Source organism: Nostoc sp., assembly GCF_036917535.1.
Lineage (GTDB): Bacteria > Cyanobacteriota > Cyanobacteriia > Cyanobacteriales > Nostocaceae > Nostoc.
Genome location: NZ_JBALDA010000085.1, coordinates 1 through 23,969 on the forward strand (window position 1 = coordinate 1; position 23,969 = coordinate 23,969).

General features: G+C 41.0%; 26 protein-coding genes. 9 read left to right on the forward strand and 17 right to left on the reverse strand.

The window, feature by feature from the left end; translation table 11 throughout:
• The 3 genes from V7K56_RS27665 to V7K56_RS27675 all read right to left on the reverse strand — a co-directional run.
• Positions 1-1,381, reverse strand: a 1,381-nt coding sequence (locus V7K56_RS27665; protein ID WP_334915705.1) for a serine/threonine-protein kinase, incomplete at its 3' end; no start/stop codon positions are given.
• Between the two features lie 113 nt (positions 1,382-1,494).
• Complete coding sequence (locus V7K56_RS27670; RefSeq protein WP_334915708.1) at positions 1,495-1,734, reverse strand: type II toxin-antitoxin system HicA family toxin; 240 nt, start codon at positions 1,732-1,734, stop codon at positions 1,495-1,497.
• The gene (locus V7K56_RS27675; protein WP_334915710.1) at positions 1,734-1,958 is read right to left on the reverse strand and encodes a type II toxin-antitoxin system HicB family antitoxin; all 225 of its coding nucleotides are present in this window, start codon (positions 1,956-1,958) and stop codon (positions 1,734-1,736) included. Before V7K56_RS27675 ends, V7K56_RS27670 begins: the two co-directional genes overlap by 1 nt.
• 37 nt (positions 1,959-1,995) lie before the next feature.
• Between V7K56_RS27675 and V7K56_RS27680 the strand changes: the two genes are divergently transcribed.
• The gene (locus V7K56_RS27680) at positions 1,996-2,322 is read left to right on the forward strand and encodes a hypothetical protein (protein WP_334915712.1); all 327 of its coding nucleotides are present in this window, start codon (positions 1,996-1,998) and stop codon (positions 2,320-2,322) included.
• Positions 2,323-2,404: 82 nt separating this feature from the next.
• Here the strand turns inward: V7K56_RS27680 and V7K56_RS27685 are convergent, their stop codons facing one another.
• The 3 genes from V7K56_RS27685 to radA all read right to left on the reverse strand — a co-directional run bounded on the left by V7K56_RS27685 (position 2,405) and on the right by radA (position 5,319).
• A complete protein-coding gene (locus tag V7K56_RS27685) occupies positions 2,405-2,680 on the reverse strand; it encodes a hypothetical protein (RefSeq protein ID WP_334915714.1) in 276 nt (91 codons plus the stop codon).
• Positions 2,681-2,953: 273 nt separating this feature from the next.
• Positions 2,954-3,679, reverse strand: a complete 726-nt coding sequence (locus V7K56_RS27690) for a Uma2 family endonuclease (RefSeq protein WP_334915716.1) — start codon at positions 3,677-3,679, stop codon at positions 2,954-2,956.
• A gap of 119 nt (positions 3,680-3,798) precedes the next feature.
• Positions 3,799-5,319: a DNA repair protein RadA gene (gene radA, locus V7K56_RS27695; RefSeq protein WP_334915718.1), complete on the reverse strand. Its 1,521-nt coding sequence runs from the start codon at positions 5,317-5,319 to the stop codon at positions 3,799-3,801.
• 170 nt (positions 5,320-5,489) lie between these two features.
• On the opposite strand from radA, the gene rpaB reads away from it, so the two are divergent.
• Positions 5,490-6,218: a response regulator transcription factor RpaB gene (rpaB, locus tag V7K56_RS27700; protein WP_292866575.1), complete on the forward strand. Its 729-nt coding sequence runs from the start codon at positions 5,490-5,492 to the stop codon at positions 6,216-6,218.
• A 129-nt stretch (positions 6,219-6,347) separates the two neighbouring features.
• Positions 6,348-7,007, forward strand: coding sequence for a cofactor assembly of complex C subunit B (locus V7K56_RS27705; protein WP_334915720.1), 660 nt, complete (start codon positions 6,348-6,350; stop codon positions 7,005-7,007).
• Between the two features lie 176 nt (positions 7,008-7,183).
• On the opposite strand, the gene V7K56_RS27710 is transcribed toward V7K56_RS27705, so the two are convergent.
• Positions 7,184-7,567, reverse strand: a complete 384-nt coding sequence (locus V7K56_RS27710) for a hypothetical protein (protein ID WP_334915722.1) — start codon at positions 7,565-7,567, stop codon at positions 7,184-7,186.
• 145 nt (positions 7,568-7,712) lie between these two features.
• Complete coding sequence (locus V7K56_RS27715; RefSeq protein ID WP_334915724.1) at positions 7,713-8,627, reverse strand: M48 family metallopeptidase; 915 nt, start codon at positions 8,625-8,627, stop codon at positions 7,713-7,715.
• Between the two features lie 155 nt (positions 8,628-8,782).
• Between V7K56_RS27715 and V7K56_RS27720 the strand changes: the two genes are divergently transcribed.
• Both V7K56_RS27720 and V7K56_RS27725 read left to right on the forward strand, forming a co-directional pair.
• Complete coding sequence (locus V7K56_RS27720; RefSeq protein ID WP_334915726.1) at positions 8,783-9,301, forward strand: DUF456 domain-containing protein; 519 nt, start codon at positions 8,783-8,785, stop codon at positions 9,299-9,301.
• A gap of 548 nt (positions 9,302-9,849) precedes the next feature.
• Positions 9,850-10,518, forward strand: a complete 669-nt coding sequence (locus V7K56_RS27725) for a PEP-CTERM sorting domain-containing protein (protein ID WP_334915728.1) — start codon at positions 9,850-9,852, stop codon at positions 10,516-10,518.
• Between the two features lie 161 nt (positions 10,519-10,679).
• Here V7K56_RS27725 and nblB read toward each other — a convergent pair whose 3' ends face one another.
• The 7 genes from nblB to V7K56_RS27760 all read right to left on the reverse strand — a co-directional run bounded on the left by nblB (position 10,680) and on the right by V7K56_RS27760 (position 19,569).
• Positions 10,680-11,345 carry a phycobilisome degradation protein NblB gene (nblB, locus tag V7K56_RS27730; RefSeq protein WP_334915730.1) on the reverse strand — a complete coding sequence of 222 codons (666 nt, stop codon included), beginning with the start codon at positions 11,343-11,345 and terminating at the stop codon, positions 10,680-10,682.
• A 101-nt stretch (positions 11,346-11,446) separates the two neighbouring features.
• Complete coding sequence (locus V7K56_RS27735) at positions 11,447-11,911, reverse strand: CBS domain-containing protein (protein WP_334915732.1); 465 nt, start codon at positions 11,909-11,911, stop codon at positions 11,447-11,449.
• 205 nt (positions 11,912-12,116) lie between these two features.
• A complete protein-coding gene (gene mutT, locus V7K56_RS27740) occupies positions 12,117-12,563 on the reverse strand; it encodes an 8-oxo-dGTP diphosphatase MutT (RefSeq protein WP_334915753.1) in 447 nt (148 codons plus the stop codon).
• Between the two features lie 529 nt (positions 12,564-13,092).
• Positions 13,093-13,437 (reverse strand): DUF760 domain-containing protein, encoded by a 345-nt coding sequence (locus tag V7K56_RS27745; RefSeq protein WP_334915735.1) that lies wholly within the window; start codon positions 13,435-13,437, stop codon positions 13,093-13,095.
• A gap of 221 nt (positions 13,438-13,658) precedes the next feature.
• Positions 13,659-14,615: an RNA polymerase sigma factor, RpoD/SigA family gene (locus V7K56_RS27750; RefSeq protein ID WP_334915737.1), complete on the reverse strand. Its 957-nt coding sequence runs from the start codon at positions 14,613-14,615 to the stop codon at positions 13,659-13,661.
• 561 nt (positions 14,616-15,176) lie between these two features.
• Entirely contained in the window at positions 15,177-18,443 is a 3,267-nt protein-coding gene (gene carB, locus V7K56_RS27755; protein ID WP_334915739.1) for a carbamoyl-phosphate synthase large subunit, read from the reverse strand.
• A 571-nt stretch (positions 18,444-19,014) separates the two neighbouring features.
• The gene (locus V7K56_RS27760) at positions 19,015-19,569 is read right to left on the reverse strand and encodes a Dps family protein (protein ID WP_100898647.1); all 555 of its coding nucleotides are present in this window, start codon (positions 19,567-19,569) and stop codon (positions 19,015-19,017) included.
• Positions 19,570-20,016: 447 nt separating this feature from the next.
• Here V7K56_RS27760 and V7K56_RS27765 point away from each other — a divergent pair, with 447 nt between their 5' ends.
• From V7K56_RS27765 to V7K56_RS27775, 3 genes are all read left to right on the forward strand, one after another.
• The gene (locus tag V7K56_RS27765) at positions 20,017-20,274 is read left to right on the forward strand and encodes an Asr1405/Asl0597 family protein (protein WP_334915741.1); all 258 of its coding nucleotides are present in this window, start codon (positions 20,017-20,019) and stop codon (positions 20,272-20,274) included.
• Positions 20,275-20,334: 60 nt separating this feature from the next.
• The gene (locus tag V7K56_RS27770; RefSeq protein ID WP_334915743.1) at positions 20,335-21,003 is read left to right on the forward strand and encodes a (2Fe-2S) ferredoxin domain-containing protein; all 669 of its coding nucleotides are present in this window, start codon (positions 20,335-20,337) and stop codon (positions 21,001-21,003) included.
• 290 nt (positions 21,004-21,293) lie between these two features.
• The gene (locus V7K56_RS27775) at positions 21,294-21,719 is read left to right on the forward strand and encodes a hypothetical protein (RefSeq protein ID WP_334915745.1); all 426 of its coding nucleotides are present in this window, start codon (positions 21,294-21,296) and stop codon (positions 21,717-21,719) included.
• A 136-nt stretch (positions 21,720-21,855) separates the two neighbouring features.
• Here V7K56_RS27775 and V7K56_RS27780 read toward each other — a convergent pair whose 3' ends face one another.
• On the reverse strand, positions 21,856-22,170 hold the full coding sequence (locus V7K56_RS27780; RefSeq protein ID WP_334915747.1) for a hypothetical protein: 315 nt from the start codon (positions 22,168-22,170) through the stop codon (positions 21,856-21,858).
• 27 nt (positions 22,171-22,197) lie between these two features.
• Between V7K56_RS27780 and V7K56_RS27785 the strand changes: the two genes are divergently transcribed.
• Complete coding sequence (locus V7K56_RS27785) at positions 22,198-22,833, forward strand: restriction endonuclease subunit R (RefSeq protein ID WP_334915749.1); 636 nt, start codon at positions 22,198-22,200, stop codon at positions 22,831-22,833.
• A gap of 204 nt (positions 22,834-23,037) precedes the next feature.
• Here the strand turns inward: V7K56_RS27785 and V7K56_RS27790 are convergent.
• A partial coding sequence (locus tag V7K56_RS27790; protein ID WP_334915751.1) for a tetratricopeptide repeat protein occupies positions 23,038-23,969 on the reverse strand: 932 nt, incomplete at its 5' end.

The window sequence follows — 23,969 nt, forward strand, 5'->3', positions numbered from 1 at the left end:
TGCGAATTTCTGAGCCTGTTGCCACATTCCACAGTTTGATAGTCTCGTCTCTACTACCACTAGCCAACATTTGCCCATCACTACTGATGGCGACGAAATTAACCCAGTGGGAATGACCACTTAGGGTGCGAATTTCTCTGCCTGTTGCCACATTCCACAGTTTGATAGTCTTGTCATCACTACCACTAGCCAACATTTGCCCATCACTACTGATGGCGACGAAATTAACCCAGTGGGAATGACCACTCAGGGTGCGAATTTCTTTGCCTGTTGCCACATTCCACAGTTTGATAGTCTTGTCATTACTACCACTAGCCAACATTTGCCCATCACTACTGATGGCGACGGAATTAACAGAACTGGAATGACCACTCAGGGTGCGGAGAAGTTGACCTGTAGTTGATGAAAACAAGTGAATAACTGAACCTGCCACACTTGCTAAGATATCTTCCTTGGGGCTAAGGACGACTATTCCAGAAATCCCCAGAATATTGTGGACGCATTCCCAAGATGGGGGCGTGTAGGGGGGAGATGTTACAGGTTGTGTTGGTGCTACTATCCCTGCATCCAACAAATCCAACCACTCCTGCACTGACTGAGGGCGAAACCTGTAATTTAACGCCATCCCCTTCATAATTGCCTGATTCACCCGATCGCTTACACTCGAATTCAAATCTTTAGGCGGTTTCAGGGTAAAATTTTGTAGTCTAGCTGGTACTGGCATAGGCAACTGTCCAGTCAGTAAAGCATACAGTGTGGCTGCTAAAGCATAAACATCAATATATTCTCCCCGTTCGGCATGAGGTACATACTGTTCTGGAGGCGCATAACCAGGAGTAAAACTCTCTGTATGCTGTAAAACTGCACCCGCAATAAATTGTCTAGCAAGACCAAAGTCAATTAGTACGGCCTCTGGTTTACCCGCACGCATCATAATATTATTCGGCTTTAAATCCCGATGCAGTAAGCCTTTTTCGTGAACCACAGTCAACGCATCGCCAATTTGCCTAATATATAGTAGTGCTTCTGCTTCTGGTAACGCCCCTTTTTCGGTTATCAGCTTCCCCAAATCTTCGCCTTCGATGTACTCCATCGCCATGCATGGCAAATTCTCCTCATCAAAGACGTTTTCTACCTGCACAATATGAGGATGGCGACATAAAGCCAGTCGCAAAGCTTCATCTCGGAAGTCATGCCGTAATTTATCTTGATGTGGTATCCATTGGGGATGATTGAGGATTTGTTCTCTGAGAGTTTTGATAACTCGCAACTCACCGCGTCGATTTTTAGCGAGATAGGTAATACCAACTCCACCCTCGCCCAATTTTCTCTCGATAATGTAGCGTCCACCAAATAACTGCTGCCCCGAATTCCACGCCATTAGTCAAGACTGTAGTTTTACTGATATTTTATTTTGACATATCGTAAACATCAGTTTTTGGCAAGGTTGATGTGTAAACTTTGTATGCAATGACTCTACATTAAGTTCTTTACTCAACTTTGCTCATAGGCTGTTAAGAATTCGTCCCGCGAGATACCTACTTGAGTGCAAATTGCTCTTAATGTCCCCGATTTAATTTGAGATTGATTAGGCATTACCAATGGTGTCTGCGATCCATCTTCATTTTCTCGCGCCATGACAATATGTTCTCGTTCTCGCACAATGCGAAAACCTAATAACTCAAATGCTTTGACAACTCTCTTTTTAGGCGCATCAACAGGAAACTTTGGCATTAAATAGCAACCTCTGCTTCTGTCAGAAAAGCTTCGATTACTGGTGAGTCATCTTCGAGTATTTCTTTGCCAAATATCTCGATATAGCAGCGAATAGCTGACTTGACATCGGCTAAGGCTTCTTCATAAGTGTTTCCTTGACCAACTACAGCCCCTTTTATACCAAGAGGATAGGCAACATAACCGTCAGAATGTTTTTCTATAATAATTTTGATTTGTTTCATTACGGGCATTTAGCAAGGTAAACTTTAAGCAATACTGATGGAGCCTACAATAAGCAATATATCCAATTGTAAGAAACTTATGGCGATCGCACCTATTAAACCCTCATCCTGGCTAGAGAAAGGTATTCAACTTGAAAAAGTCAGTAATATTAATCTATTTAAAATTACAGATGAATTGTCAGATCGGATGCAAGAACTTGTTGATAAAAAAACAGCTGATTCTCAGACACCAGAAGAAGCGGCTGAACTGGAAGCAATTGGGGAGTTAGTGATAATTGTTACCTACATCAATGGGATGATTGCTAATGAAGCACAAGAATCTAACGAGACAGAAAACAGGGACATGGGAATAGACAGAAATTAATCCAATAATCCTATCTAATTTGTGAAAATTTACACTGTCCAGATCCCCGACTTTTTTAAAAAGTCGAGGATCTAATTAGGGTTTATTGCATCAGAATTTGCCGGATTAAAATACTCATTACCTCATCTGGGTTGTCGGTGGATACCAGTGGACTCCAATCTCCTACGCTGGCGTAGCCAATTACCTGCAAATAGTGAATTGTACTGGTAACAGCTTTGGTTGAACCAATCAATATATGCTTAATCGGTTCTCTCTTAGGAGATGGACTTTCAGTTGATTGTTTGACAGTAGGTGTATCTAAATACTCACCTAAGAACTGTTCTAATTTTGACTGGGCGGAATCTTCTTCTTGTGCCATGATTGTATTTATCTCCTGATAAGGGGGCTAGATAAGGGCGATCGCATTCATCTTTTGCGGGATTGGGCGATCGCCTTTATCATGCTTTTAGCATAAAGTATAAAATTATACTTGTCAACTAGAAATTCCAAAATTTCTATCAATAATTCCCAAATTTTAATGTCAATAAATTAGGTCAAATTCGAGTTATTTAAAATTTTATTGCTATAAAAAAATGCTAGATTTAGCAAATTTTTAACTAAACCTAGCAATCCTAAATTATTTACAAGAAGTCTAATCTTCAGGTTCAATTCCTGCCGCTCGCAATTGTGCTGCTAGTCGTTGGGCGCGTTGTCGTTCTTGTTCGGCACGTTGGCGTTCTTGTTCGGCTAATTCTGTTCCCCAAGGTAAAAGATTTCCTTGTTCATCCCACCACCGTAACCACTTTCCTGGGCGATTTTCACGAGTACCTTGCCACACTCCAAGGTAAAGATTTATTTCTGCTATCCAGTAGCGTTGATTTTCATTAGGCTCTTGCAAAATATATTGTTCATTTTGTAAGCAATACATCTCGAAACTGCCCCTATCTGGCTCAAAGATAATGTAATTTGGCACTTTTAAGATGCGCTCGTAGAAAAACCATTTTCCTGGGGGATATGTCGCTTTGATAGAATATTCTGTCTCCTGTGTATCGGAAACAAATTCCATCACAATTACGGGAATGTCACCTTGTAATTGAGGTGTGTAACTGCGTATTACTTCTTCTCTACTAACATTAATTTTGGCAATGAAAGCCCAATCAGGAGCTTTAATGACCATTTTGTTGTTTAGAGTGGCACAAATGCCGTAATTAGTTGTTGTTAGGGCGTTAGCTGAAATTTTTCCGGCTAATTGTAGGCTTTCTGTGAGTGCAGCAGCTAAGGCTGGTTGGTTGATGTTATCCACTGGATCATCTGGCAGTTTGTAATCATCAGGTAGTTTTTCCCAAGTGATTTGGTAGTCTTGGGTGAAGGTTGTCATGGTGGATTGTCCTTTGATGTGTAAAAGTGACTGGGGACTGGGTTTTTACTTGTAAAAATTATGGAATTTGCTTTGAACCCTGCCAAATTTGGGAACAATTTCTTAGTACCCAGTAGTTACTAATCTTCATCGGGTTCTAAATCGTCGGCTGTCAATTCTTGATGCGGGATGGCGGCAATAATCGCATCTATTACTTTGGCAACGGGTAAAATCTCAATATCAAGATTGGGGAATTTTTGTCCTTTAGGGACGATCGCTCGTTTAAATCCCAATTTAGCTGCTTCTTTCAACCTTAGTTCCATTTGGGAAACCGATCGCACTTGTCCACCTAACCCAACTTCACCGATTAATACTGTGCCGGGATCGACGATGCGATCGCGGAAACTAGCTACAATTGCGATCGCTATTCCTAAATCTACCGCCGGTTCTTCCACATTCAACCCACCCGCCGAAGCAACATAAGAATCTAACTTGGACATAGGAATTCCTACTCGTTTTTCTAAAACGGCAAGAATTTGCACTAAGCGGTTGTAATCTATACCAGTTGCTGCACGACGAGGGGAGGGATAACTTGTGGGACTCACCAAAGCTTGCAATTCCACAACTATCGGGCGAGTACCTTCGCAAGCCACCACAATAGCAGTACCAGGTGCAGGATCGTCACGGTTGCCTAAAAATAACTCTGAGGGATTGGCAACTTCTCGCAATCCATCTGTCACCATTTCAAAGATGCCGATTTCGTGAGTTGCACCGAAGCGGTTTTTCACTGTCCGTAATAACCGATGCGAGGCAAAGCGATCGCCTTCAAAATACAACACTGTATCGACTAAATGTTCTAAAACTTTTGGCCCGGCGATCGCTCCTTCTTTGGTGACGTGTCCCACAATCAGCATAGTGACATCTTCGTGCTTCGCTACTTTCATCAGTGCTGCGGTACATTCCCGTACCTGAGCTACTGAACCTGGTGCAGAAGTCAGCGCCGGAAAAAACACTGTTTGGATACTATCAATCACCGCCACATTTGGTTTGAGAGAGTCTATTTCCCGTAAAATTTCTTCTAAATCTGTTTCTGGCAGTACATATAAATCTGCATTTATACTGTCAGGGTTTATAGGAAGTGTAGTACCTACTACTGTTACCTGATCCTGGTTTACCACACTTAGAGTTTTTGATACTCCCAAACGGGAAGCTCGTAATTTTACCTGCTGTCCTGATTCTTCACCAGTTACGTAAAGGATGCGATATTTCTGTGCTAATTGATTAGATACTTGCAACAATAAAGTCGATTTACCAATACCCGGATCGCCACCAATCAGCACCATAGAACCAGGGACAACCCCACCTCCAAGGACTCGATCTAATTCTCCATAACCAGACTCCCAACGAGCGATTTGGCGATCGGTAATTTGATCGAATGTTAAAGAGGCTCGCGCTTTAGCTGGTTTTCCGTGAGATTTGCCATTGCCTTGAGTTGATTGCCAACCACTCACTCCCCCCCGACTGGGCACATCTACTGAGGATTGAATAGAAATTTGTTCTTCTAGAGAATTATAAGTGCCGCAAGCTGGACACTTACCAAACCACTGGGGCGATTCTGCTCCACATTCGTTACAAGTGTAAAATGTTTTTGGCTTTGCCATTCTTAAATATTATTAAATAATCTTAATATTTACTTAATTCTTAAAAAAAACTAAAAACCAATAATAGTGGTATTTAGAGCTTTTTCCAAATCAATTCATGGAATGATATCTTAATATTATGGTATTAAAAATTAATCATGTAAATTTTTAGTCAAGGAGCCTAGAGAAACTTGGAAAGCCATAAAGAAAAAATCTTGGTGGTAGACGACGAAGCCAGCATTCGCCGGATTTTGGAAACACGCCTTTCCATGATTGGCTACGATGTAGTAACCGCTGGCGATGGGGAAGAAGCTTTGGATACTTTTCGCAAAACTGAGCCTGACTTAGTAGTTTTAGATGTAATGATGCCAAAGCTAGACGGCTATGGTGTATGTCAAGAATTACGAAAAGAATCAGATGTCCCCATTATTATGTTAACAGCCTTGGGTGATGTAGCTGATCGCATCACTGGATTAGAATTAGGTGCTGATGACTATGTAGTTAAACCATTTTCCCCCAAGGAGCTAGAAGCCCGGATTCGCTCGGTGCTGCGGCGAGTAGATAAAAACGGTGCTTCTGGAATTCCCAGTTCTGGGGTAATCCATGTCGCTAATATTAAAATCGATACAAATAAGCGACAAGTCTACAAAGGCGATGAGCGGATTCGATTGACAGGTATGGAGTTCAGCTTGTTAGAGTTGTTAGTCAGTCGCTCTGGGGAAGCTTTTTCTCGTTCGGAAATTTTGCAGGAAGTATGGGGTTATACACCAGAACGTCATGTAGATACCCGCGTAGTAGATGTGCATATATCGCGTTTGCGGGCAAAATTAGAAGATGATCCTAGCAACCCAGAATTGATTCTCACCGCGCGGGGTACTGGTTATCTTTTCCAACGGATTATTGAACCAGGGGAGGAGTGAGGATGAGGGAGCAGGGGAGAAATCAATTCAAAATTCAAAATGACGCTCGCGGACTCGCTAACGCTGCGCTAACAAAATTCAAAATTGAAGATTCAATCCCCATGCCCAATGCCCAATGCCCAATTTCTAATGACTAAACCTGATCCTAATCGAGTTTTGCGGCGTCTACCCATTGTCGTGGGTGGGCTAGGCGCTGTACTTTTATTGATTAACCGTTTATTGACACCGGAATTAACCCAGTCTCAATCGCGTGGTGATGTAGTGGGCGTGATTTTGAGTGCGGTATTAATTTTGACGGGTTTAATTTGGCAGCAAGTTCAGCCGCGATCGCCTGATACTGTAGAACTAATTGGAGAAGAAGGTTTTGTACTAGCAGCAGATTTACCAGAATCTGTAAAAACAGAGCTAGCCTGGGCATCTCATTTATTGTTGACTAACACAGTAACGCGATCGCTTGTAGTTTTTTATCAAGGTAAAGTTTTGTTGCGTCGCGGGATTCTGGGTACTAAATCTGAAGTTGTGCCAGGAGTAATCCTAAAACAGATACTCGAAAAACAAAAACCGATTTATCTAGTTGCTCTAAAAATATATCCAGGTAAAGTTGAATTTGATTATTTACCAGAGAATACTCAAGGTGTAATTTGTCAACCTATTGGCAACCAAGGTGCATTAATTTTGGGAGCAAATGCTCCTCGCAGTTACACCAAACAAGATGAAAACTGGATTGCAGGAATTGCTGATAAATTAGCCGTTACTCTTGGCTCGAATTTATCCAACCAAGCAACTTAACCTAAATTTAACGTGAGTTCGACGGATTTTAGAGGCTACCGCCTAGATATCTCGGTTGTGCGAAAAATATTATTGATACGGCTGGGCATTTTATTTTCTGGAAGTGCCTTGGGGCAGGGAGTGTAAGAGTGCGATTGTTCCTATCAAATGTCGTTAGGCTCCAAAGATGCTTAAAGCTAATATCGCCGTTGCACAAACACAATCAGGCACAACAATGTTAAGGCAAATAAAATCAAATGAACAAACTCATAGCCTAAATAAGGTAACCAACCTAGCATCCAGCCTAAGCCTAACTGGAACGAGTTTGCGAGAATTGTTAGAATTCCGACATATAGTAACAAGATAATGCCAATACTCGAAGGAATACTAAGTAAATTTCTTAGCACTAAAGCAGCTATTCCCAAAAAGCCAAGATAAGGAAATACAAATAAATATATCCAAAACCAGTAGCCTACTCTATCAGGGTTAGGAGGTGATAAAAACCAACTCAGATACAAAAAACCGTTAACTCCCATCCCACAAAAAATTAGTACGTAAAGCAGCTTTTTACCAATTATCATATTCTCTTATATGATTTGTATGGTTAGAGGGTTATCACGCGTTGTAGGGCATTTTAAAGGCAATTGGTGAAATTGTAGTTAGTGGTGTGGGGTAAGGTTATTTGTTTAGCCTTTATAAGTTAATTACGAATTACGAATTATTAACTCACCAAGAAGTCAAAAAATTCCAACCTTCCTTTTCTTCTGGTATCTTTCCTTCATTTTCTTCTAGTTCTTCCGGTGTCTTTAAATTTGTCTGTTGAATTAAATTATCATAAGCTCCAGAATCAACCCATTTTAATAATTCGCCAGCTCGCATAACTACCCAAGAAAGCCCATGTTCTGTATAGCTTAATATTTTGGTGACTTTATCCACGCTATCAAAGTTATTGGATGCAAACTCACGGGCTTGGACAAGGAAATCTTCAACTACAGCAGCAGTCAAGTACTCATCTGGCAAACCTGCCAGTTTCATCAATGTAGTAGTTGCTACATCAATATCCTGACAAGCCAATAAAGCAGCTCGATCGGCGGTGAACCTAGCCATCATCCGCCAATTATACAAACCTAGTTCCATTCCACCAGCTACTAAGCCACCAACCCCCAGAGTGGTACTGCTCAATAAATTTTTCAACGTTGGCATAACAATTGCCATTTGGTGATAAATCATGTGCTTACTCTTGATGCGAGCGATTTCGTGTCCGAAAATGTAAAGCAACTCATCTACGCCAAGCCACTCCATTGCATCTAAATTGATACCGACAAGGGGTTTTTCCACGCCAACAATGTAGCTTTGAATGTGACCTGTGCCTCGAAATAGATACAATTCAGGAACTGGAGCAACATCAAGAATTTGGCAGGTTTCTACAAATGTTTGATGTAATTCGGGAAAATTACGCGGCGAAATTCTGATTTCACTACCAAGGCTTTGTAGTCTAAGTAGGCGATCAATACCGTATTCGTTAATTTTTTTGAGTAGCAAGGAAACACCGGGCATATTTTGCAAAGAAGCCAAGGCTTTGCGATCAAAGGGGTGCTCGTAGGCTTCAGAACTTAGTCCAGTTAATATTTTTCTCGTCATGGGTTTTGAGCTTTTAAATAGCAGTTTAGAAAAATTAAGCAAACTTGCACCATAGTGTACTAGGCATTTTTCGCTATCTTACCCAGATAGAATAAACAGTAGGGGCGCGCAGATGTCCGCCCTTATGAAAAAATTTGGAAGTTTACAATTGATCTATGCAAATTATTTATTGGCTATTAGTTGCTGTAATGGTTGTGGGTATTATTGGTGCTGTAGTTCCAGCCATTCCCGGTAGCAGCTTAATTTTAATTGCAATTATCATCTGGGGAATCGTTAGTAGTTCTTTTGCAGCTATCAAGATTCCACTAATTGTGACAATTATAGTTTTACTAATCAGTGTTGGAGTGGATTTTTTAGCTAGCTATCTAGGAGCAAAACAAGCAGGAGCTAGCAAGTGGGGGCAAATTGGCGCAATTGTTGGTTTGGTGGTAGGATTTTTGGGATTATTGCCAACTTTACCTTTTGGAGGACCACTGTTAGGAATTTTACTAGGCCCGCTTTTAGGAGCAATTATTGGTGAGTACCTTTACCGACGTGAATTTGGGTTGGCGATTAAAGCAGGTATAGGAATTGTAGTCGGGTCTTTGGTTGGAAATTTGATTCAAGGGTTGTTAGCGATCGCCGCAGTTGTAGTTTTTGTTGTGACAACCTGGCCACAGGTATATGGCTCTTAGCATTTAAAAAATCTGACAGATTTGAGAACAAAGGAAATAGCTAGCAACTAGCTGTTTGTTATAAACATTCAAAAAGACTATCTATAGTAAACAAAAACAGCGGTTCCTCCCATTTATTCTATGAGAGGAACCGTTTCACTAAATATTTAGTAACTAGAAAGATTATATATACACTTCATACTCCATTTATCTAAAATATAGTTTAACAAATAAAAGTATAAAAACATACTCTTGCGATTGTGCTTACGTAAATAGTTTTTCTTCAAATTAGAGCTATTGCCTATAATTTCAGCCCTAAAGAGTCAGAGATATACGAAGCGCAGATATGTAAGAAATTAAAACTTTATGAAGACGATTTACTAGTTGAAGATGTGATGAAGACCACTCAGTAAATATTGCAGGTTATAAATCTATGTGATTTTATGGAGATAAGAAATACATCACACAAGTTTCGCTTTCACTGACAGTATTTTAAATAGATTACTGATAGTAAAGGTTAAGCAATCAATTTCTCTGTTGCAGATTATTATTAGGACTCTCAAACGCTAATGATTAGTTTTAAATCTAAATTACTAAACGCGACTCTGGCTGCTAGTTTTGCAATCCCCTTAGCTACTGCTGGGATGTTTACATCTGCTGGTTCGGCTCAAGCTGTAAGCCTGACTGGGAGTATTGGTCTTAGTGGTACAGCTGTCATTCCTAATGATGGAGTCAATCCAGCTAGTACTACTATTAAGTTTAAGAATGTTAATGTTGCCAGTAATACTAGCGATGATTTTTTAGCCTTCTCACCAACCTTATCAGGCACAGGTATTACCATTAACACTCTAAATTTAACCAAGATAGCTAATATATCAAGCACAACAGCTACATATTCTACAGGCGTTTACACTCCATTCATTAATTTCGGATCGCGAACCCTAGGTAGTACTACTGCGCTTCTTAGCTTTGACCTAGATGATTCTGTAGTTACCAGAATTCGGAAATCGGGTACTGACATTAATGACGTGATATTGGATGGGATTACAGGGAAATTTAATTTCAATGGACAAACTATCGCGACAGGCAATTTGGGCGCTTCTCTTTCTGGAAAGACAAGCACTTATCAATTAACTCTTAACGCAGTTAGCGTTCCTGAGCCAACCACAATGCTAGGCTTGGGTGCAGTAGGTGCAGTAATGGTTATGTCTCGCCGTCGCAAAAGTGTAATTCAATAGTCCTATCCTAAATATAAAAAAGTTACTTTTAATTGCTAAAAGTAACTCTAATTGATCTATTTCGATCTGGCTGGAATGCAAAATTTTCCCAACCAGGTCGAATTTTTAATCCTACTAGATAAATCTATATGAATGGTGAATTTTCTTAACCTTAGATAGACTTAAAGTGACTGCAAAGATTGTTTCGCTTCGCTTGCGATCGCATCTACTTCATCATTAGCCAGAGTTTCTAAAATAGATTTGGCTTCTGGATTACCCAAACGAGCCAAGGCTTGTACAAGTCTGTAACGAATTTGCCAATCTGGATTGCTAGCATAGGGAGCCAACAGAGGAACTGCTTGTACATCTCCCAAGTCACCCAAAGAACTAATAGCAGCAGTTTGGACTAATTCGTTTTCTGATGAAAGTGCCTCTTTAAGTAATTCAAAAGCTCGTGGATCGCCCAACTCTCCTAATGTAGCAATAATACTGAATTGTATTAGCCATTCATCGGTTGTATGATAAAGCTGCTGTAAATCCTCAAAAGCTTCACGTAACTTCAGAGCGCCCAAACAGTCTGCTGCTGCTGCTTGTACATCTACTTCGGAGTCATGAAGTAAGCGATCACGCAAGATATCCAAGGATAACTGTAAATCTTGGGTTCCGAGTGTATCCATTTGACTCACAGCTGAGTAACGAACACGGGAATTGCGATCGCCAATCGCACTTTGAATTAATTCAAAGCCAACGGCTGGCTCCAATTGGCGGATTTGATTTACAGCACGTAAGCGATCGCCTAAATCCTCAGAACTGAGCAATTGCTTAACAGACTCCGGAGTAATACTCATTTAGTTATCCTTGATTTTCAAATGTATAAAAAAGACAGACGCGATTAATCGCGTCTCTAGTTTTGGCTTTTGTACACGATTAATCGCGTCTCTATTTTTGACTAATCTTGACTAGCAGCCATTGCGCGAATAACATCACCACGAGTGAGAATACCAATTACTAAACCTGTGCTGTCAAGTACTGGTAAGCGGTGAACGCTGCGATCGTGCATGATTGTAGCTGCTTCTTTTAAAGTTTTATCAGGGGAAATAGCGATCGGGTTTTTACTCATCACCTCCCCGACGGTTTGCCCTAGAGCCTTGTGCAAATCACGGTCATACGTAGCAGGATTTTTTAAATAGATAACACTATCAAGAAACATAATGTACGCAGGTGGAGTAACACCAGTTTCTTGCCACATCAAATCGGTTTCCGAGATAATGCCTACCAATTTACCGAGATCATCCACAACAGGTACTCCGCTGATATGGCGTTCTGCGAGAATTTGGATAGCTTCCTTGAGTGGAGTTTCCTCCCGGACAACAATAGGATCGCGGCTCATTACATCGGCAACGGTTTTAGGCATTTATTTGCTGACACCTTAAATCAAAGTCCCTGCGCCTATTGTAGAAAATTGCGGGACTCAACCTGATGCAATTAATAGATTGTTACGGGATTAGTCATTAGTCATTGGTCATTGGGCATGGGGCATTGGGCATAGGGCGTTGGGCATTGGGATTGAATCTTCAATTCTGAATTTTGTTAGCGCAGCGTTAGCGAGTCCGCGAGCGTCATTTTGAATTTTGAATTGATTTCTCCTCTGCTCCCCCACTCCCTTTTAATGCAGCAATAATTTGAATATTTGCTTTCGGAAAAGTAAACTGCTCTAGTTCTTCTAAAGTTACCCAGCGAATTTCATCGGATTCTAAAGGTTGGGGGACACCTGTAACATGTCGGCAGTGATGTACTGTAAGAGTAACGCGCAAGTTTGTATAGCTGTGGTCAATAGTAATCAGATGCTCTGCCACTTCAATTACTATTCCCAGTTCTTCGGAAATTTCTCGTTGGATACATTCTTGAATGGTTTCACCTGGCTCTATTTTACCACCAGGAAATTCCCACAAACCACCCATCGCTCCTTCTGGACGACGACGGTCAATTAAAATTTGCTTTTGGTCATTCCAAATTACTGCAACACCAATAATTTTATGGGGTGGGAAAGAACTGGTTTCACTCATAGTTGAATCGGGAGTAGGGGGAACAATTCCTAAATTTTTATTCTTGACTAATAACAAAACTCGGCAGATTTGTTGTAGCTCTGCCGAGTTGAGATTTATTGCAAAGGTCATCTAGCACTGTTCGTTTATCCACAAATGTGCATTAATCATTTATAAATACGCCTTTAATATCGTGTTCAGTTAAAAACTTATTATTAAAACCGCAGAGGGTTAGAAGAGAGGAATTTTTATGCTTTCTGCATAGGTTTAGGAATTATAACTAACTAGCCGGACATTATATGATTGATTGAATGAATCAAAAAATTACAAGAGTTCACAGAGAAGCGAAATCAAAGACTCCGCGTTCCTCTGCGTTTAATATTTCAACCTGAATTCGTCACTATTTTGGATATCTTAAAAACTTAGCTGATCTATAATTGGAAATTAGCGGCAAAGATTTCGCAGAGACTTATTTTCAATTCGTATCACCGTAACTATGACTAGTTATTTAGTCCAAAACTATTGATTGAATTTCCCAAATTTTACATTTTTAGTCAATTTCGCTGTTGTCAGTTTCAGTTCCTTGTAGGGCCATTTCAAAATTCATTCTCTGTTCAGCGTTACGCAAGAAATAACCACTAATCATCGCAGAAGCAAGAAGCCTACCTAGATTTTCCCGATTTGTAGTTACAGTAACACCAAAGTGTTCTGAAGGTAGATTACCTAATAGTCCTGTAATATTCCGTTCCATCACTTGAAAGACTTCGGCAGACGTGGGTTTGGATAGCTGGGTAACTGTCTCTGGACTCAAGGATTTAACGTACTGCCATAGTAAATCGTTAGTTTCTGATTCACTATTAAAAAATTCTGAGACACGATTGGATGGGTTACTCATTTTTTAGCTCCTTAACTACCACTATTAGCTGCGGTGTTTGTGATTTGAATATTAAATGTCTTTTTGGATTTGACTTAGTTATTTTGTCTTCCTGTCAACTAATTTAACAGCCTAGCGTCAGAGTGGAAGTAGGTGTAACCGTACCAAAGTCAGCGTATTTTCTCACCCTAATAAATAAGTAAGGAGTGGGGAGTTAATTAAAAACTCATCACTCCTTACTCCTAACTTGCCAAATATTCATCCATGTTGGCTTTAGACTTGCGAAGTTTGCTTAAAGCTTCTCGCTCAATTTGTCGGACTCGTTCTCGACTGATGTTCAATATTTCACCAATTCTAGCCAAAGTCAGGGCTTGCCCATCAGTTAAGCCAAAGCGTAGTGTGATTACTTCTCTCTGTTGTGGCGTGAGATCGCCCATTAAGCGATCTAAATCATAAGATAGGGAAGATTGCATAACAAACTCTTCGGGAGAAGCTCCTGGATCTTCTAGCATTTCTCCGAGTTCGGTGTCGTAGTTATCACCCAGCCGCAAATCCAAGGAAAGAGGCAAACGCGCCTTTTCTAAATACTCTCGTACTTGTTTGGGCGTCAATTCTAATTCTTGAGCTAGCTCCCCAGCCGTCGGAGCGCGTCCCAACTTTTGAGACAATTGGCGCTGTGCTTTCTTTATCTTATTTAATTTTTCGGTGATATGGATCGGCAACCGAATGGTACGAGCTTTTTCGGCTATAGCACGAGTAATCGCTTGCCGAATCCACCAATAGGCATAAGTAGAAAATCTATATCCTTTGGTGGGGTCAAACTTTTCTACACCCCTTTGCATACCGATACTACCTTCTTGGATCAAGTCTAGTAAATCGACGTTGCGCTTGATGTATTTTTTGGCAACAGAGACTACCAGCCGCAAATTGGCTTCTACCATCTTGCGCTTGGCAATTTCACCATCTGCGATCGCTTCGTTCAACTCTGCTGGTTCTAGGTTTGCCGCTATGGCCCACTCTTCTAGAGTCGGTTGATGACCTAGCTGGGTGGCAAGAGATTCTCTTGATTCGTGCAAAGCGCAGGAACGTTGCACCTGTTTACCATAAAAAATCTCTTCCTCGTGGGTTAAGAGTGGCACACGGCCAATCTCACGCAGGTAAGTCCGCACGAGGTCTGTGGCTGTCTGAGCGGTCTTCATGGCGCTACTCTTTGGTAATGATGGGTTTGGCGGTAGGGTCATTAAGGGATAGATGCTTTTGTTTATTTATTAGGGTTTACCCAGTCAGACTGGAAACCCATACTACGGTTTGCAACTTACGCGCCTGAGAAACTCGGCTGCTGATAATAATCACATTTAGGCTTCTTAACTGCTAAAACTACAGTTATTTCCTACTTTTCACAAGTATCTACAGTTAGATAAAAGGTTGCTTTTTAAACATTTTTATGGAAGTCCTATTAACAATTGTAACATTTATGAGAAGATTTTGGCTAGATGGCGACATAAAATTTCCTGGTTTTTCCAGTTCATCCAACGTTGCCCTCTATACTTAAGGCTGACTAAAAGTCAATTTAAGAAATTATCTAGTTCAAATAATTTTCCTCATATTTGTTAAAGTATCTCAATGAGAACTATATTCATTCTCTTCTAACAATTGTTTAATTTTTTCTGAGAATTGGGCATAGGGCATGGGGCATGGGGCATTGGGGTAGTCATTCCCCTTATCTCCCCTGCTCCCCTGCTCTTCTGCTTCCCTACTCTCTACTCCCTAGAGATCGGGCAGTACTCTTGGATGGTTTTTACATCCAAAGTCGTATTTTGTAAGGAACGGATGGCGGCGACGGTAGCTTTTGCACCGGCGATGGTAGTAATGATGGGAATTTTGTAAGCTAAGGCTGTGCGGCGGATTAACCTAGCATCAGTCTGGGCTTCTTCCCCTGATGGTGTGTTGATAATAAGTTGAATTTTCTGGTTTTTGATCGCATCTAAGACGTGGGGACGACCTTCATGGAGTTTTAACACTAATTCAATATTTAATCCCTGTTCGAGAAGAACTCGGCGTGTACCAAGAGTAGCCATCACTGTAAAGCCCAAATCGATAAATTCCTTCACCACACCACTTGCAGCAGCTTTATCGCGATCGCTCATTGATACAAATAGAGTTCCCGTTAACGGTAAACGCTCCCCAGCACCCATCTCCGCTTTGGCAAAGGCACGGCCAAAGTCGCTGTCAATCCCCATCACCTCACCAGTGGATCTCATTTCTGGGCCCAATATTGTATCAGTTCCTGGGAATTTATTAAAGGGTAATACTGCTTCTTTTACAGCAATATGTGTAGGAATGACTTCCTCTGTAAAATGTAGCTCCTCTAAGGTTTTGCCCGACATAATTAAAGATGCTAGTTTCGCTAACTGTACGCCTGTAGCTTTAGATACAAATGGCACTGTGCGAGAAGCGCGGGGATTAGCTTCTAGAATGTAAACTTGGGGAGAATAGCTGCTTGCGCCGACAACGGCAAATTGAATATTCATTAACCCAACGACTGACAATGCTTGTGCTAGCTGTATCGTCCAAGTGCGAATCTGATTGAGAACTGCTGGTGATAGGGAAATGGAAGGTAAGGAACAAGCGGAATCTCCTGAGTGAATCCCTGCCTGTTCGATGTGTTCCATAATACCACTAATCACTACTCGTCCTGTATGATCGGCGATCGCATCAACATCGACTTCAATTGCGTTTTCCAAAAACTTATCAATCAAAATCGGATGTTCTGGTTCCACTAATACCGCAAAGGTCATGTAGCGTTCCAACTCAGCATCGGAATAAACGATTTCCATCGCCCGTCCCCCTAACACATAGCTGGGACGCACCACCACTGGATAACCAATGCGTTTGGCGACAATCAGCGCGTCTTCATAACTCCGAGCAATACCATTAGGCGGTTGGGCAATGTTGAGCTGTTGGAGAATCTTTTCAAACCGCTCCCGGTTTTCTGCCATGTCGATTGAATCTGGCGATGTACCCCAAATTTTAGTGAGGAGTTCTGAAGTGTCATTGCTGAGAAACTCTTGTAATGGGAGAGCCAGCTTTAGCGGTGTTTGCCCGCCAAACTGGATTATCACCCCAACTGGATTTTCAGTTTCGATAATATTAAGGACATCTTCTTTTGTTAAAGGCTCAAAGTAAAGGCGATCGCTGGTATCGTAATCTGTCGAAACTGTCTCTGGATTAGAGTTGACCATAATCGTCTCATACCCCGCATCTTTCAAGGCATAGGCGGCGTGACAACAACAATAGTCAAACTCAATTCCCTGTCCAATGCGGTTGGGACCACCACCCAAAATCAACACTTTTGGCTTGGTTGCTGGCAAAACTTCTGTTTCTTCTTCGTAGCTAGAATAGTAGTAAGGGGTAAAGGCTTCAAACTCAGCGGCGCAGGTATCTACGGTTTTGTAAACTGGGATAATTCCTAGTGACTTGCGGTAGGCGCGAACTTCATCTTCGGTGGTTTTGGTGGCGTAAGCAATCTGGCGATCGCTATATCCGTCCCGCTTCACTTCATAAAGTTGTTCTTTTGTCAATTGCTGTAAAGGTGTCCGCTTGAGGAATTTTTCAACATCTAGCAGTTGCTGAAATTTATCTAGGAACCACGGGTCAATACCAGTCAGTTCGTAGATTTCCTCAGCACTAATTCCTAGTTGCAAAGCATGGCGTACGGAGAAAATGCGATCGGGGTTAGGTGTCCGCAGTTGAGCGCGAATTTGTTCGCCACTGGGTAATTTTTCGGCTTGATCGCAACCCCAACCAGCGCGTCCGGTTTCAAGCGATCGCAGTGCCTTTTGAAAGGATTCGTTGAATGTTCGCCCAATTGCCATCGCTTCCCCCACAGACTTCATTTGGGTTGTCAGCACTGGGTCGGAGCCAGGAAATTTTTCAAAGGCGAAGCGGGGGATTTTTGTTACCACATAGTCAATTGTCGGCTCAAAGGACGCCGGAGTTTTCTTAGTGATGTCATTTTTAATTTCATCCAAGGTGTAGCCTACTGCTAGCTTTGCTGCCATCTTGGCGATGGGGAAACCCGTAGCTTTAGAAGCTAAGGCTGAACTGCGGGAAACGCGCGGGTTCATTTCAATGACCACCACATCTCCAGTGACAGGATTAACGGCAAATTGAATATTAGAACCGCCAGTTTCCACACCTATCTCGCGGATAATTTTAATTGCCATATCCCGCAGCCTTTGATATTCTTTATCAGTGAGGGTTTGCGCGGGAGCGACGGTAATAGAGTCTCCGGTGTGAATGCCCATCGGATCAAGGTTTTCGATGGAACAGATAATCACCACGTTATCTGCCAAGTCACGCATCACTTCGAGTTCATATTCTTTCCAGCCTAGTAAAGACTGGTCAATGAGAATTTGCGAAACAGGACTAGCATCTATACCTACCTGTGCCATTTCTTCAAATTCTTCTTGATTGTAGGCAATGCCACCGCCACTTCCACCCATTGTGAAAGCTGGACGAATAATTAGGGGATAACTACCAATTTGGCGGGCAACAGCTTTGGCTTCTTCTAAAGATTCGGCTGTATCGCTAGGACATACAGCTACCCCAATCCTTGCCATTGCTTCACCAAACAGCTTTCGATCTTCGGCTTTTTCGATTGCTGGGAGTTTAGCGCCAATTAACTCAACACCGTACTTTTCCAACACCCCTTTTTTGGCTAAAGCAACGGCGAGATTGAGGGCAGTTTGTCCTCCCATCGTTGGTAGTAGAGCATCAGGGCGTTCTTTTTCGATGACTTTTTCGACCAATTCTGGAGTTAGCGGCTCAATGTAAGTGCGATCGGCCGTTTCTGGGTCGGTCATAATCGTTGCAGGGTTGGAGTTGACCAAAACCACTTCATAGCCTTCTTCTCGGAGTGCTTTGCAGGCTTGAGTGCCAGAGTAGTCAAACTCACAGGCTTGTCCAATCACAATTGGGCCAGAGCCTAACAGTAGAATCTTCCGGAGGTCGTCACGGCGGGGCATAGTCGTTGCCTTGGAATACGAGAATACAAATCCTGATCATTTTAAGGGTCTTTACCCCCTATGGTGCTTTTTATTATTAAGTTTTCTAAGTTTGATGACAGGAAGGGAGTGGGGAGAAAAAAAGTAGGGGACAAGGGGGACAAGGGTGAATTATTGAACAAGTCTGTCTCTTATCTCTCCCCTCTTCCTTGTCTACCTTGTCTCTTATCAATGCCCAATCCCCAACGATTATTTTGTATTTCTAATTTTATTTAATTATGATGCTTAAATTTATAAAGCTTTTGCGAATTTTTATTATTTAATTTGATGAACCTTGGGATAAATGATGATTTATTTTGGTATCTATCTGTTTACTTATTTATGCACAAATAAATTACTTAGATAAAAATTTATCTAAAATAGCTAATTGCTAAATATTTTCAACATTAAATATTATATAAATATGTTTACTTAGATGAAAAATGGCAGAGAAATAGGGATACCATTCTCTGCCATTTTTTATAATATTTTAATAGTTGGGCTGCCAACTTTTTCTTTGTGTCTAGGTAGACAAATCTAGATGATGAGAATTTTAGCTTTGAGCTGCTTGGACAAACCCTAAAGTTAAGCTGTCTTTGGCGAGGAAGTGAGATAAATGATACGCACGTTCCTCAGTTTTCAACAAAATCTTTTCGTACAGATAACGTGTGCCCCGATCGCCTAAACTCTCTGCCTGAGCAGCTTGACGACGAATTACGCCAATGATTGCTTGTTCGGCAGCTAGGTCGTTTTCCACCATTTGGCGAGAGGAATATACGCCTTCAGATTCTTGCTCAAAACAGGTTAATTCTGCTAGTTTGCTGAATGTAGCTACTGGCACACCACCCAGTCCATCTAAACGTTCGCCAATTTCATGAACGTGATCTTGTACTTGGTTGTAGCTTTCGTTAAAAAACTCATGCAGAGAGTAAAATTCTGAGCCTTCAACTACAAAATGATGCTTTTGGTACTGCAAGTACAGTGCCTGGAAACTAGCTAATACAACATTAAATCCTTCTGTAACTGGAGCAGTTACACTGTGATCCAGCAACACAGGATTGTCATATACATTACCAAAATTCCGTAACAAAGTTTGCGTTTCAGACATTGTTCTCCTTGCTATTTAGCAATTATATGATTTTAACTGCTCATTCTTTACATATTAACATTTTCACAATAACAGCAAGCCAATTTGCCATCACAAGATTTTGTATTTTTGTTTACTAAAAGTCTTAAGTTTATCGTTTGCTGGATTATGGTACGCTGATCAAGTTGTATATATTTCTCATTAGTATTGACATAAATACTTAAGTGTGCAATCTTACCAAGGGAGTTAGGAGAGACGGGGGAGTAAATACCTCCTTGTCCTAATACTCTTCGTCATCTCCTTTATGGTATGATTGCAAAAATTTTATTTTTTTTTCCAAAATTAATGAGAATTGTTTGCACTTAAGGTATGCTGGTTTAAAGAAACCAGACTACTTAGACTTTCAAAAAGCAGGGAGTTAAATGGTGGTAGTTACTGCAAATTTGTTGCACTTTGAGGGCAATTCTCTTGAAATCGTATAGTTCAGAAATAGAAATAAACCACCTTGTAGAGGTGAATTGGGTAGACCGCTGGCAAGTTTATCAACGCTTAGAGGAGTTAAACATTCCCTGTAGTTGTGCCGCTAACCAGCCATTAAAAGTTGAAATTAGCAATCCGACTGCGGCTGTTCAACTTTGGAGTGTAGTACGGCGATTTACAGCCTCTCGTCAAGACCAGATTTGGACTCTTGAGTGTTGCTGGAAAAGTCGCTACCAACAGTTCTAATCTTTAGCTGCTAAAAATATCTCGCTCGATAGCTTGTATTAATTAAAAGGAGGTTAAAAAATGGGTGGATCTCACAAGATGGAAGTCTCAGAATTTTGCCTTGAGGGCAGATTTATAGATTTTGTTATTAAAGATGGCTATAAGCTGAAAGGTTTACTGCTGGCCACTCATGAGGGTGAATACTACGTTAAACTCGCTAAACATTTACGGGCTGCTTTTGACTTGCGGCTACCAGCAGGTACTTGGCTACAAGTTGTTGGTTATAAAGAATACGATATAAAAAAAGACAAAGTTACGCTGAAAGCTGAACGTGTGATGGCGGCACGTTCTGAAATAGCGGCAGTTCAAACCATCGCTGCACCACACGAACCCCCATCTATTGATAATGTCAAGGTAAAACCAGCTAAGACTAAGGCCACGATTTTGGTGTGTCAAAAGTCTGATTGTATGAAACGTGGTGGTAAAGCAGTTTGTCAAGCGTTGGAGGCGGCTCTAAGCGATCGCGGTTTAGAAGACCAAGTTACAATCAAGGGCACTGGTTGTATGAAGAACTGTAAAGCTGGGCCGAATTTAGTTATGCCAGATAAAACACGCCATAGCCAAATTCAAGCTGCACAGGTTCCAGCCTTGATGAATCAGCATTTTGGGGACAAGAGTTTATCAGCACAGCCTGAGAATTTAAGGGAAATTGCGATATATAATGGCAAACTTTGGGGAAATAATTCATAAAATCTTGACATTTTCGTGAGAAAGCTTAATAATATCTTCTCAAGTGTGTTCCGTTAATACTCGGCCCTAAGTCCGCTAGAAGTTTGCAATAAAATCAAAAAACTGGCTTTAATTAAGGCCAGTTTTTTGAATGAATAGGGTTTCTATTGAACAATTCTTAACTGCGATGCTCCCATAAATTGGAAAAATTCAAGGGAATGTGGTTGATTGATGAATACGTAGATGCACTGAAGCTTGTCGTTAGATATCGCTTACAGTGGAAGCATCAATCATCAATGACTTAAAAACCAATGCTACATAACCCTGATTGGATACACATCGTTTCTTTTATGCTTGGCATGATAGTCACGATTTTTGCATTTTGTCATGATTGGAATCGCCTTGCTAAACTCTACCGCACGAAAGAAGCGGCGCCACAAAACTTCTCCCGAATGCAAAGCGGTTGTGTGGGGTTGATAAACTACAAAGGAACTTTAAATGTTGGTACAAATCCTCAAGGGATTTATCTGAGTATTTTCCCATTGTTTAGTTTTGGACTTACGCCGTTGTTGATTCCCTGGAGTGCCATTAGGAAAATTGAACCTGCTAACCAACTATTTAGTATTAAGCATTTTCGTTTGTATCTTAGTTCTCCAAAAATCACCCTGATTTTAAACAAAAATATTTTGGAACCAGCTAAAGAATTTCTAGCTACACAGGGATTTGAGTGGATTTAGACAAATCCCATTTTTACCTGGCTGATATCGTAGGGATACAGAATTGCGATCGCTTATATTTTTATGCGCTCTTGTACGTCTAGAGGTAGTTTCCGAAACTGCTTTTTCGCAACCTTTGAAAATTTAACTTCGTAACTCACGCAACATTTTTGTTTATTTCATTTTTGATTTCGTTTTGAATTTCATCCCAAGACACAGTACCATTGATGCGTATATCTTCCCTAGTTTCTTTAATGGCTTTTAAGTCTTCTTCGTCCTCTACATCATCGATTCTTTTTAAGACTGCATAAATTTCATCTAAAGTACTGTCATAAGCTTGATGTAACAGTACGTTAATATCTTTAATTAACTGTTCTCTTTCGTCTGTTGATTTCATTGTTAATCGTCCAAGCGTGGTTTTACTTTTTCTGTTAGCATCTCTAGTTTCGCCTAAAAGTACATTGACTTTCACGACGATTTACTAAAGTATTTTGGGATTATGGTTCAAACAATACAAGCTAAAGAAATTACCCTACTTGACTTAGAGAACAGTTTTGGACTGCAATTGGTTGAGGATGAGCAATTTTTTAGAGAGTGGCAAGATAAATTACCAGAAATAACCGACACGGAAAAACAACAACTCGACCGAGTTAAGGCAAGTTACGCCAATTTACTAAAGTACTCTCCTTTGCTAGAAAACACCGTTAAGATGGTGGTGCTGTCTCCCTTACTAGATTTAGCAGACTTTTATTTATCGCCTTTTCATGTCAAATCTGAAAAGTCTGTAGAAGTTACTGCTGACGATGAAGGCGTAACGGTCAAAGGGCAGATTGATGTCTTAATTTTATTTGAACAGCTAGTAGTAATAGTTATAGAGTCCAAACAAGCAGCTTTTTCTGTAGAAGTTGGTAAAGCACAACTGCTAGCTTATACGTTGGCAATATCTAACACGGATAAACCAATATACGGACTAATTACCAATGGCGGTGGTTTTATTTTTCTGAAGTTGGTTAAAGAAGATATACCAAAGTATGCCTTGTCTCGCTTATTTTACATCTTCAATCCAGGGAATAAGTTGTATACAGTTTTGCGTGTATTGAAGCGTCTTGGTAAATTGGCGACAAATGCCAGTTAGTCAAGAGACCTCTTGCAAAAGTCAAAAAATTAGGAATGTCATTCTGAGCAGAACGCAGTGGAGAGAAGAATCTTATCAGATGTTTCACTCCGTTCAACATGGCAATTTAAGCATTTATGCAAGAGGTCTAAGGACTATGCCCTTCTAATGGAAGACTGTAGGGGTAGCCTAACCCAGGTATCGCTTCACAATTTCTAGTGAAAATTACACAACCTCAGTTAGAGAAGACTGCAACAACTGTCGCATGGATGTAGCTTGCAGATGGTTAGAGAAGACAGCTAAAAAGTCATTTAGGTCTTGGATAGCTTCACGAATAGATTCTGAGGAAGCACCTTTAGATAAGGCATAGTGATATAATCGCTCTGCTGGTTGAGTATAATTAGCAGCCAAGCAGTAAAGAGCTAAATTAAAGGCATTACGCCAGTCTTTAGTATCTTTTTCGTAATTCTGCTTAACAAGCTTGATGGCAAGCACTAGGTCAGTTCGTGCTTTGTCTGGTTGGTTAAGGGCTAGGTAGGCTAAAGCGCGATTGTACAAATACCAATCATCATTAGAATCTAATTCAATAGCATGGTTGAAATCTGCAAGAGCTTCATTGTATAGCTTTAGCATCAAGTAAGTTTCACCGCGATGTGCGATCGCCCAGGCATCTTTGGGGTCAAGTTCAATTGCACAGTCAAAATCTTGTAGAGCTTCGGTGTATCGCTTCATTAAGCAGTAAGTTTCACCGCGACTTGCGATCGCCCAGGTATATTTAGGGTCAAGTTCAATGGCACGGTTAAAGTCTTGTAGAGCTTCGGTGTATTGCTTCATTGAGCGGTAAGTTTCACCGCGACTTGCGATCGCCCAGTCAAGCTTGGGGTCAAGTTCAATGGCACGGTTAAAGTCTTGTAGAGCTTCGGTGTATTGCTTCATTGAGCGGTAAGTTTGACCGCGACTTGCGATCGCCCAGTCAAGCTTGGGGTCAAGTTCAATAGCACGGTTAAAGTCTTGTAGAGCTTCGGTGTATTGCTTCATTAAGCGGTAAGTTTCACCACGACTTGTGATCGCCCAAGCATATTTAGGGTCAAGTTCAATGACACAGTTAAAGTCTTGTAGAGCTTCCGTGTATCGTTCCATTAAACGGTAAGTACAAC

What these genes read in the sequence shown, in the direction of transcription:
- V7K56_RS27770 (WP_334915743.1), top strand. Translation starts at nt 20,335, where the DNA reads ATGGGTGGATCTCACAAGATGGAAGTCTCAGAATTTTGCCTTGAGGGC.
- V7K56_RS27785 (WP_334915749.1), top strand. Translation starts at nt 22,198, where the DNA reads ATGGTTCAAACAATACAAGCTAAAGAAATTACCCTACTTGACTTAGAG.
- nblB (WP_334915730.1), bottom strand. Translation starts at nt 11,345, where the DNA reads ATGAGTATTACTCCGGAGTCTGTTAAGCAATTGCTCAGTTCTGAGGAT.
- carB (WP_334915739.1), bottom strand. Translation starts at nt 18,443, where the DNA reads ATGCCCCGCCGTGACGACCTCCGGAAGATTCTACTGTTAGGCTCTGGC.
- V7K56_RS27735 (WP_334915732.1), bottom strand. Translation starts at nt 11,911, where the DNA reads ATGCCTAAAACCGTTGCCGATGTAATGAGCCGCGATCCTATTGTTGTC.
- V7K56_RS27680 (WP_334915712.1), top strand. Translation starts at nt 1,996, where the DNA reads ATGGAGCCTACAATAAGCAATATATCCAATTGTAAGAAACTTATGGCG.
- V7K56_RS27750 (WP_334915737.1), bottom strand. Translation starts at nt 14,615, where the DNA reads ATGAAGACCGCTCAGACAGCCACAGACCTCGTGCGGACTTACCTGCGT.
- V7K56_RS27715 (WP_334915724.1), bottom strand. Translation starts at nt 8,627, where the DNA reads ATGACGAGAAAAATATTAACTGGACTAAGTTCTGAAGCCTACGAGCAC.
- V7K56_RS27675 (WP_334915710.1), bottom strand. Translation starts at nt 1,958, where the DNA reads ATGAAACAAATCAAAATTATTATAGAAAAACATTCTGACGGTTATGTT.
- V7K56_RS27725 (WP_334915728.1), top strand. Translation starts at nt 9,850, where the DNA reads ATGATTAGTTTTAAATCTAAATTACTAAACGCGACTCTGGCTGCTAGT.
- mutT (WP_334915753.1), bottom strand. Translation starts at nt 12,563, where the DNA reads ATGAGTGAAACCAGTTCTTTCCCACCCCATAAAATTATTGGTGTTGCA.
- radA (WP_334915718.1), bottom strand. Translation starts at nt 5,319, where the DNA reads ATGGCAAAGCCAAAAACATTTTACACTTGTAACGAATGTGGAGCAGAA.
- V7K56_RS27690 (WP_334915716.1), bottom strand. Translation starts at nt 3,679, where the DNA reads ATGACAACCTTCACCCAAGACTACCAAATCACTTGGGAAAAACTACCT.
- V7K56_RS27685 (WP_334915714.1), bottom strand. Translation starts at nt 2,680, where the DNA reads ATGGCACAAGAAGAAGATTCCGCCCAGTCAAAATTAGAACAGTTCTTA.
- V7K56_RS27670 (WP_334915708.1), bottom strand. Translation starts at nt 1,734, where the DNA reads ATGCCAAAGTTTCCTGTTGATGCGCCTAAAAAGAGAGTTGTCAAAGCA.
- V7K56_RS27705 (WP_334915720.1), top strand. Translation starts at nt 6,348, where the DNA reads ATGACTAAACCTGATCCTAATCGAGTTTTGCGGCGTCTACCCATTGTC.
- V7K56_RS27745 (WP_334915735.1), bottom strand. Translation starts at nt 13,437, where the DNA reads ATGAGTAACCCATCCAATCGTGTCTCAGAATTTTTTAATAGTGAATCA.
- V7K56_RS27760 (WP_100898647.1), bottom strand. Translation starts at nt 19,569, where the DNA reads ATGTCTGAAACGCAAACTTTGTTACGGAATTTTGGTAATGTATATGAC.
- V7K56_RS27720 (WP_334915726.1), top strand. Translation starts at nt 8,783, where the DNA reads ATGCAAATTATTTATTGGCTATTAGTTGCTGTAATGGTTGTGGGTATT.
- V7K56_RS27710 (WP_334915722.1), bottom strand. Translation starts at nt 7,567, where the DNA reads ATGATAATTGGTAAAAAGCTGCTTTACGTACTAATTTTTTGTGGGATG.
- V7K56_RS27775 (WP_334915745.1), top strand. Translation starts at nt 21,294, where the DNA reads ATGCTACATAACCCTGATTGGATACACATCGTTTCTTTTATGCTTGGC.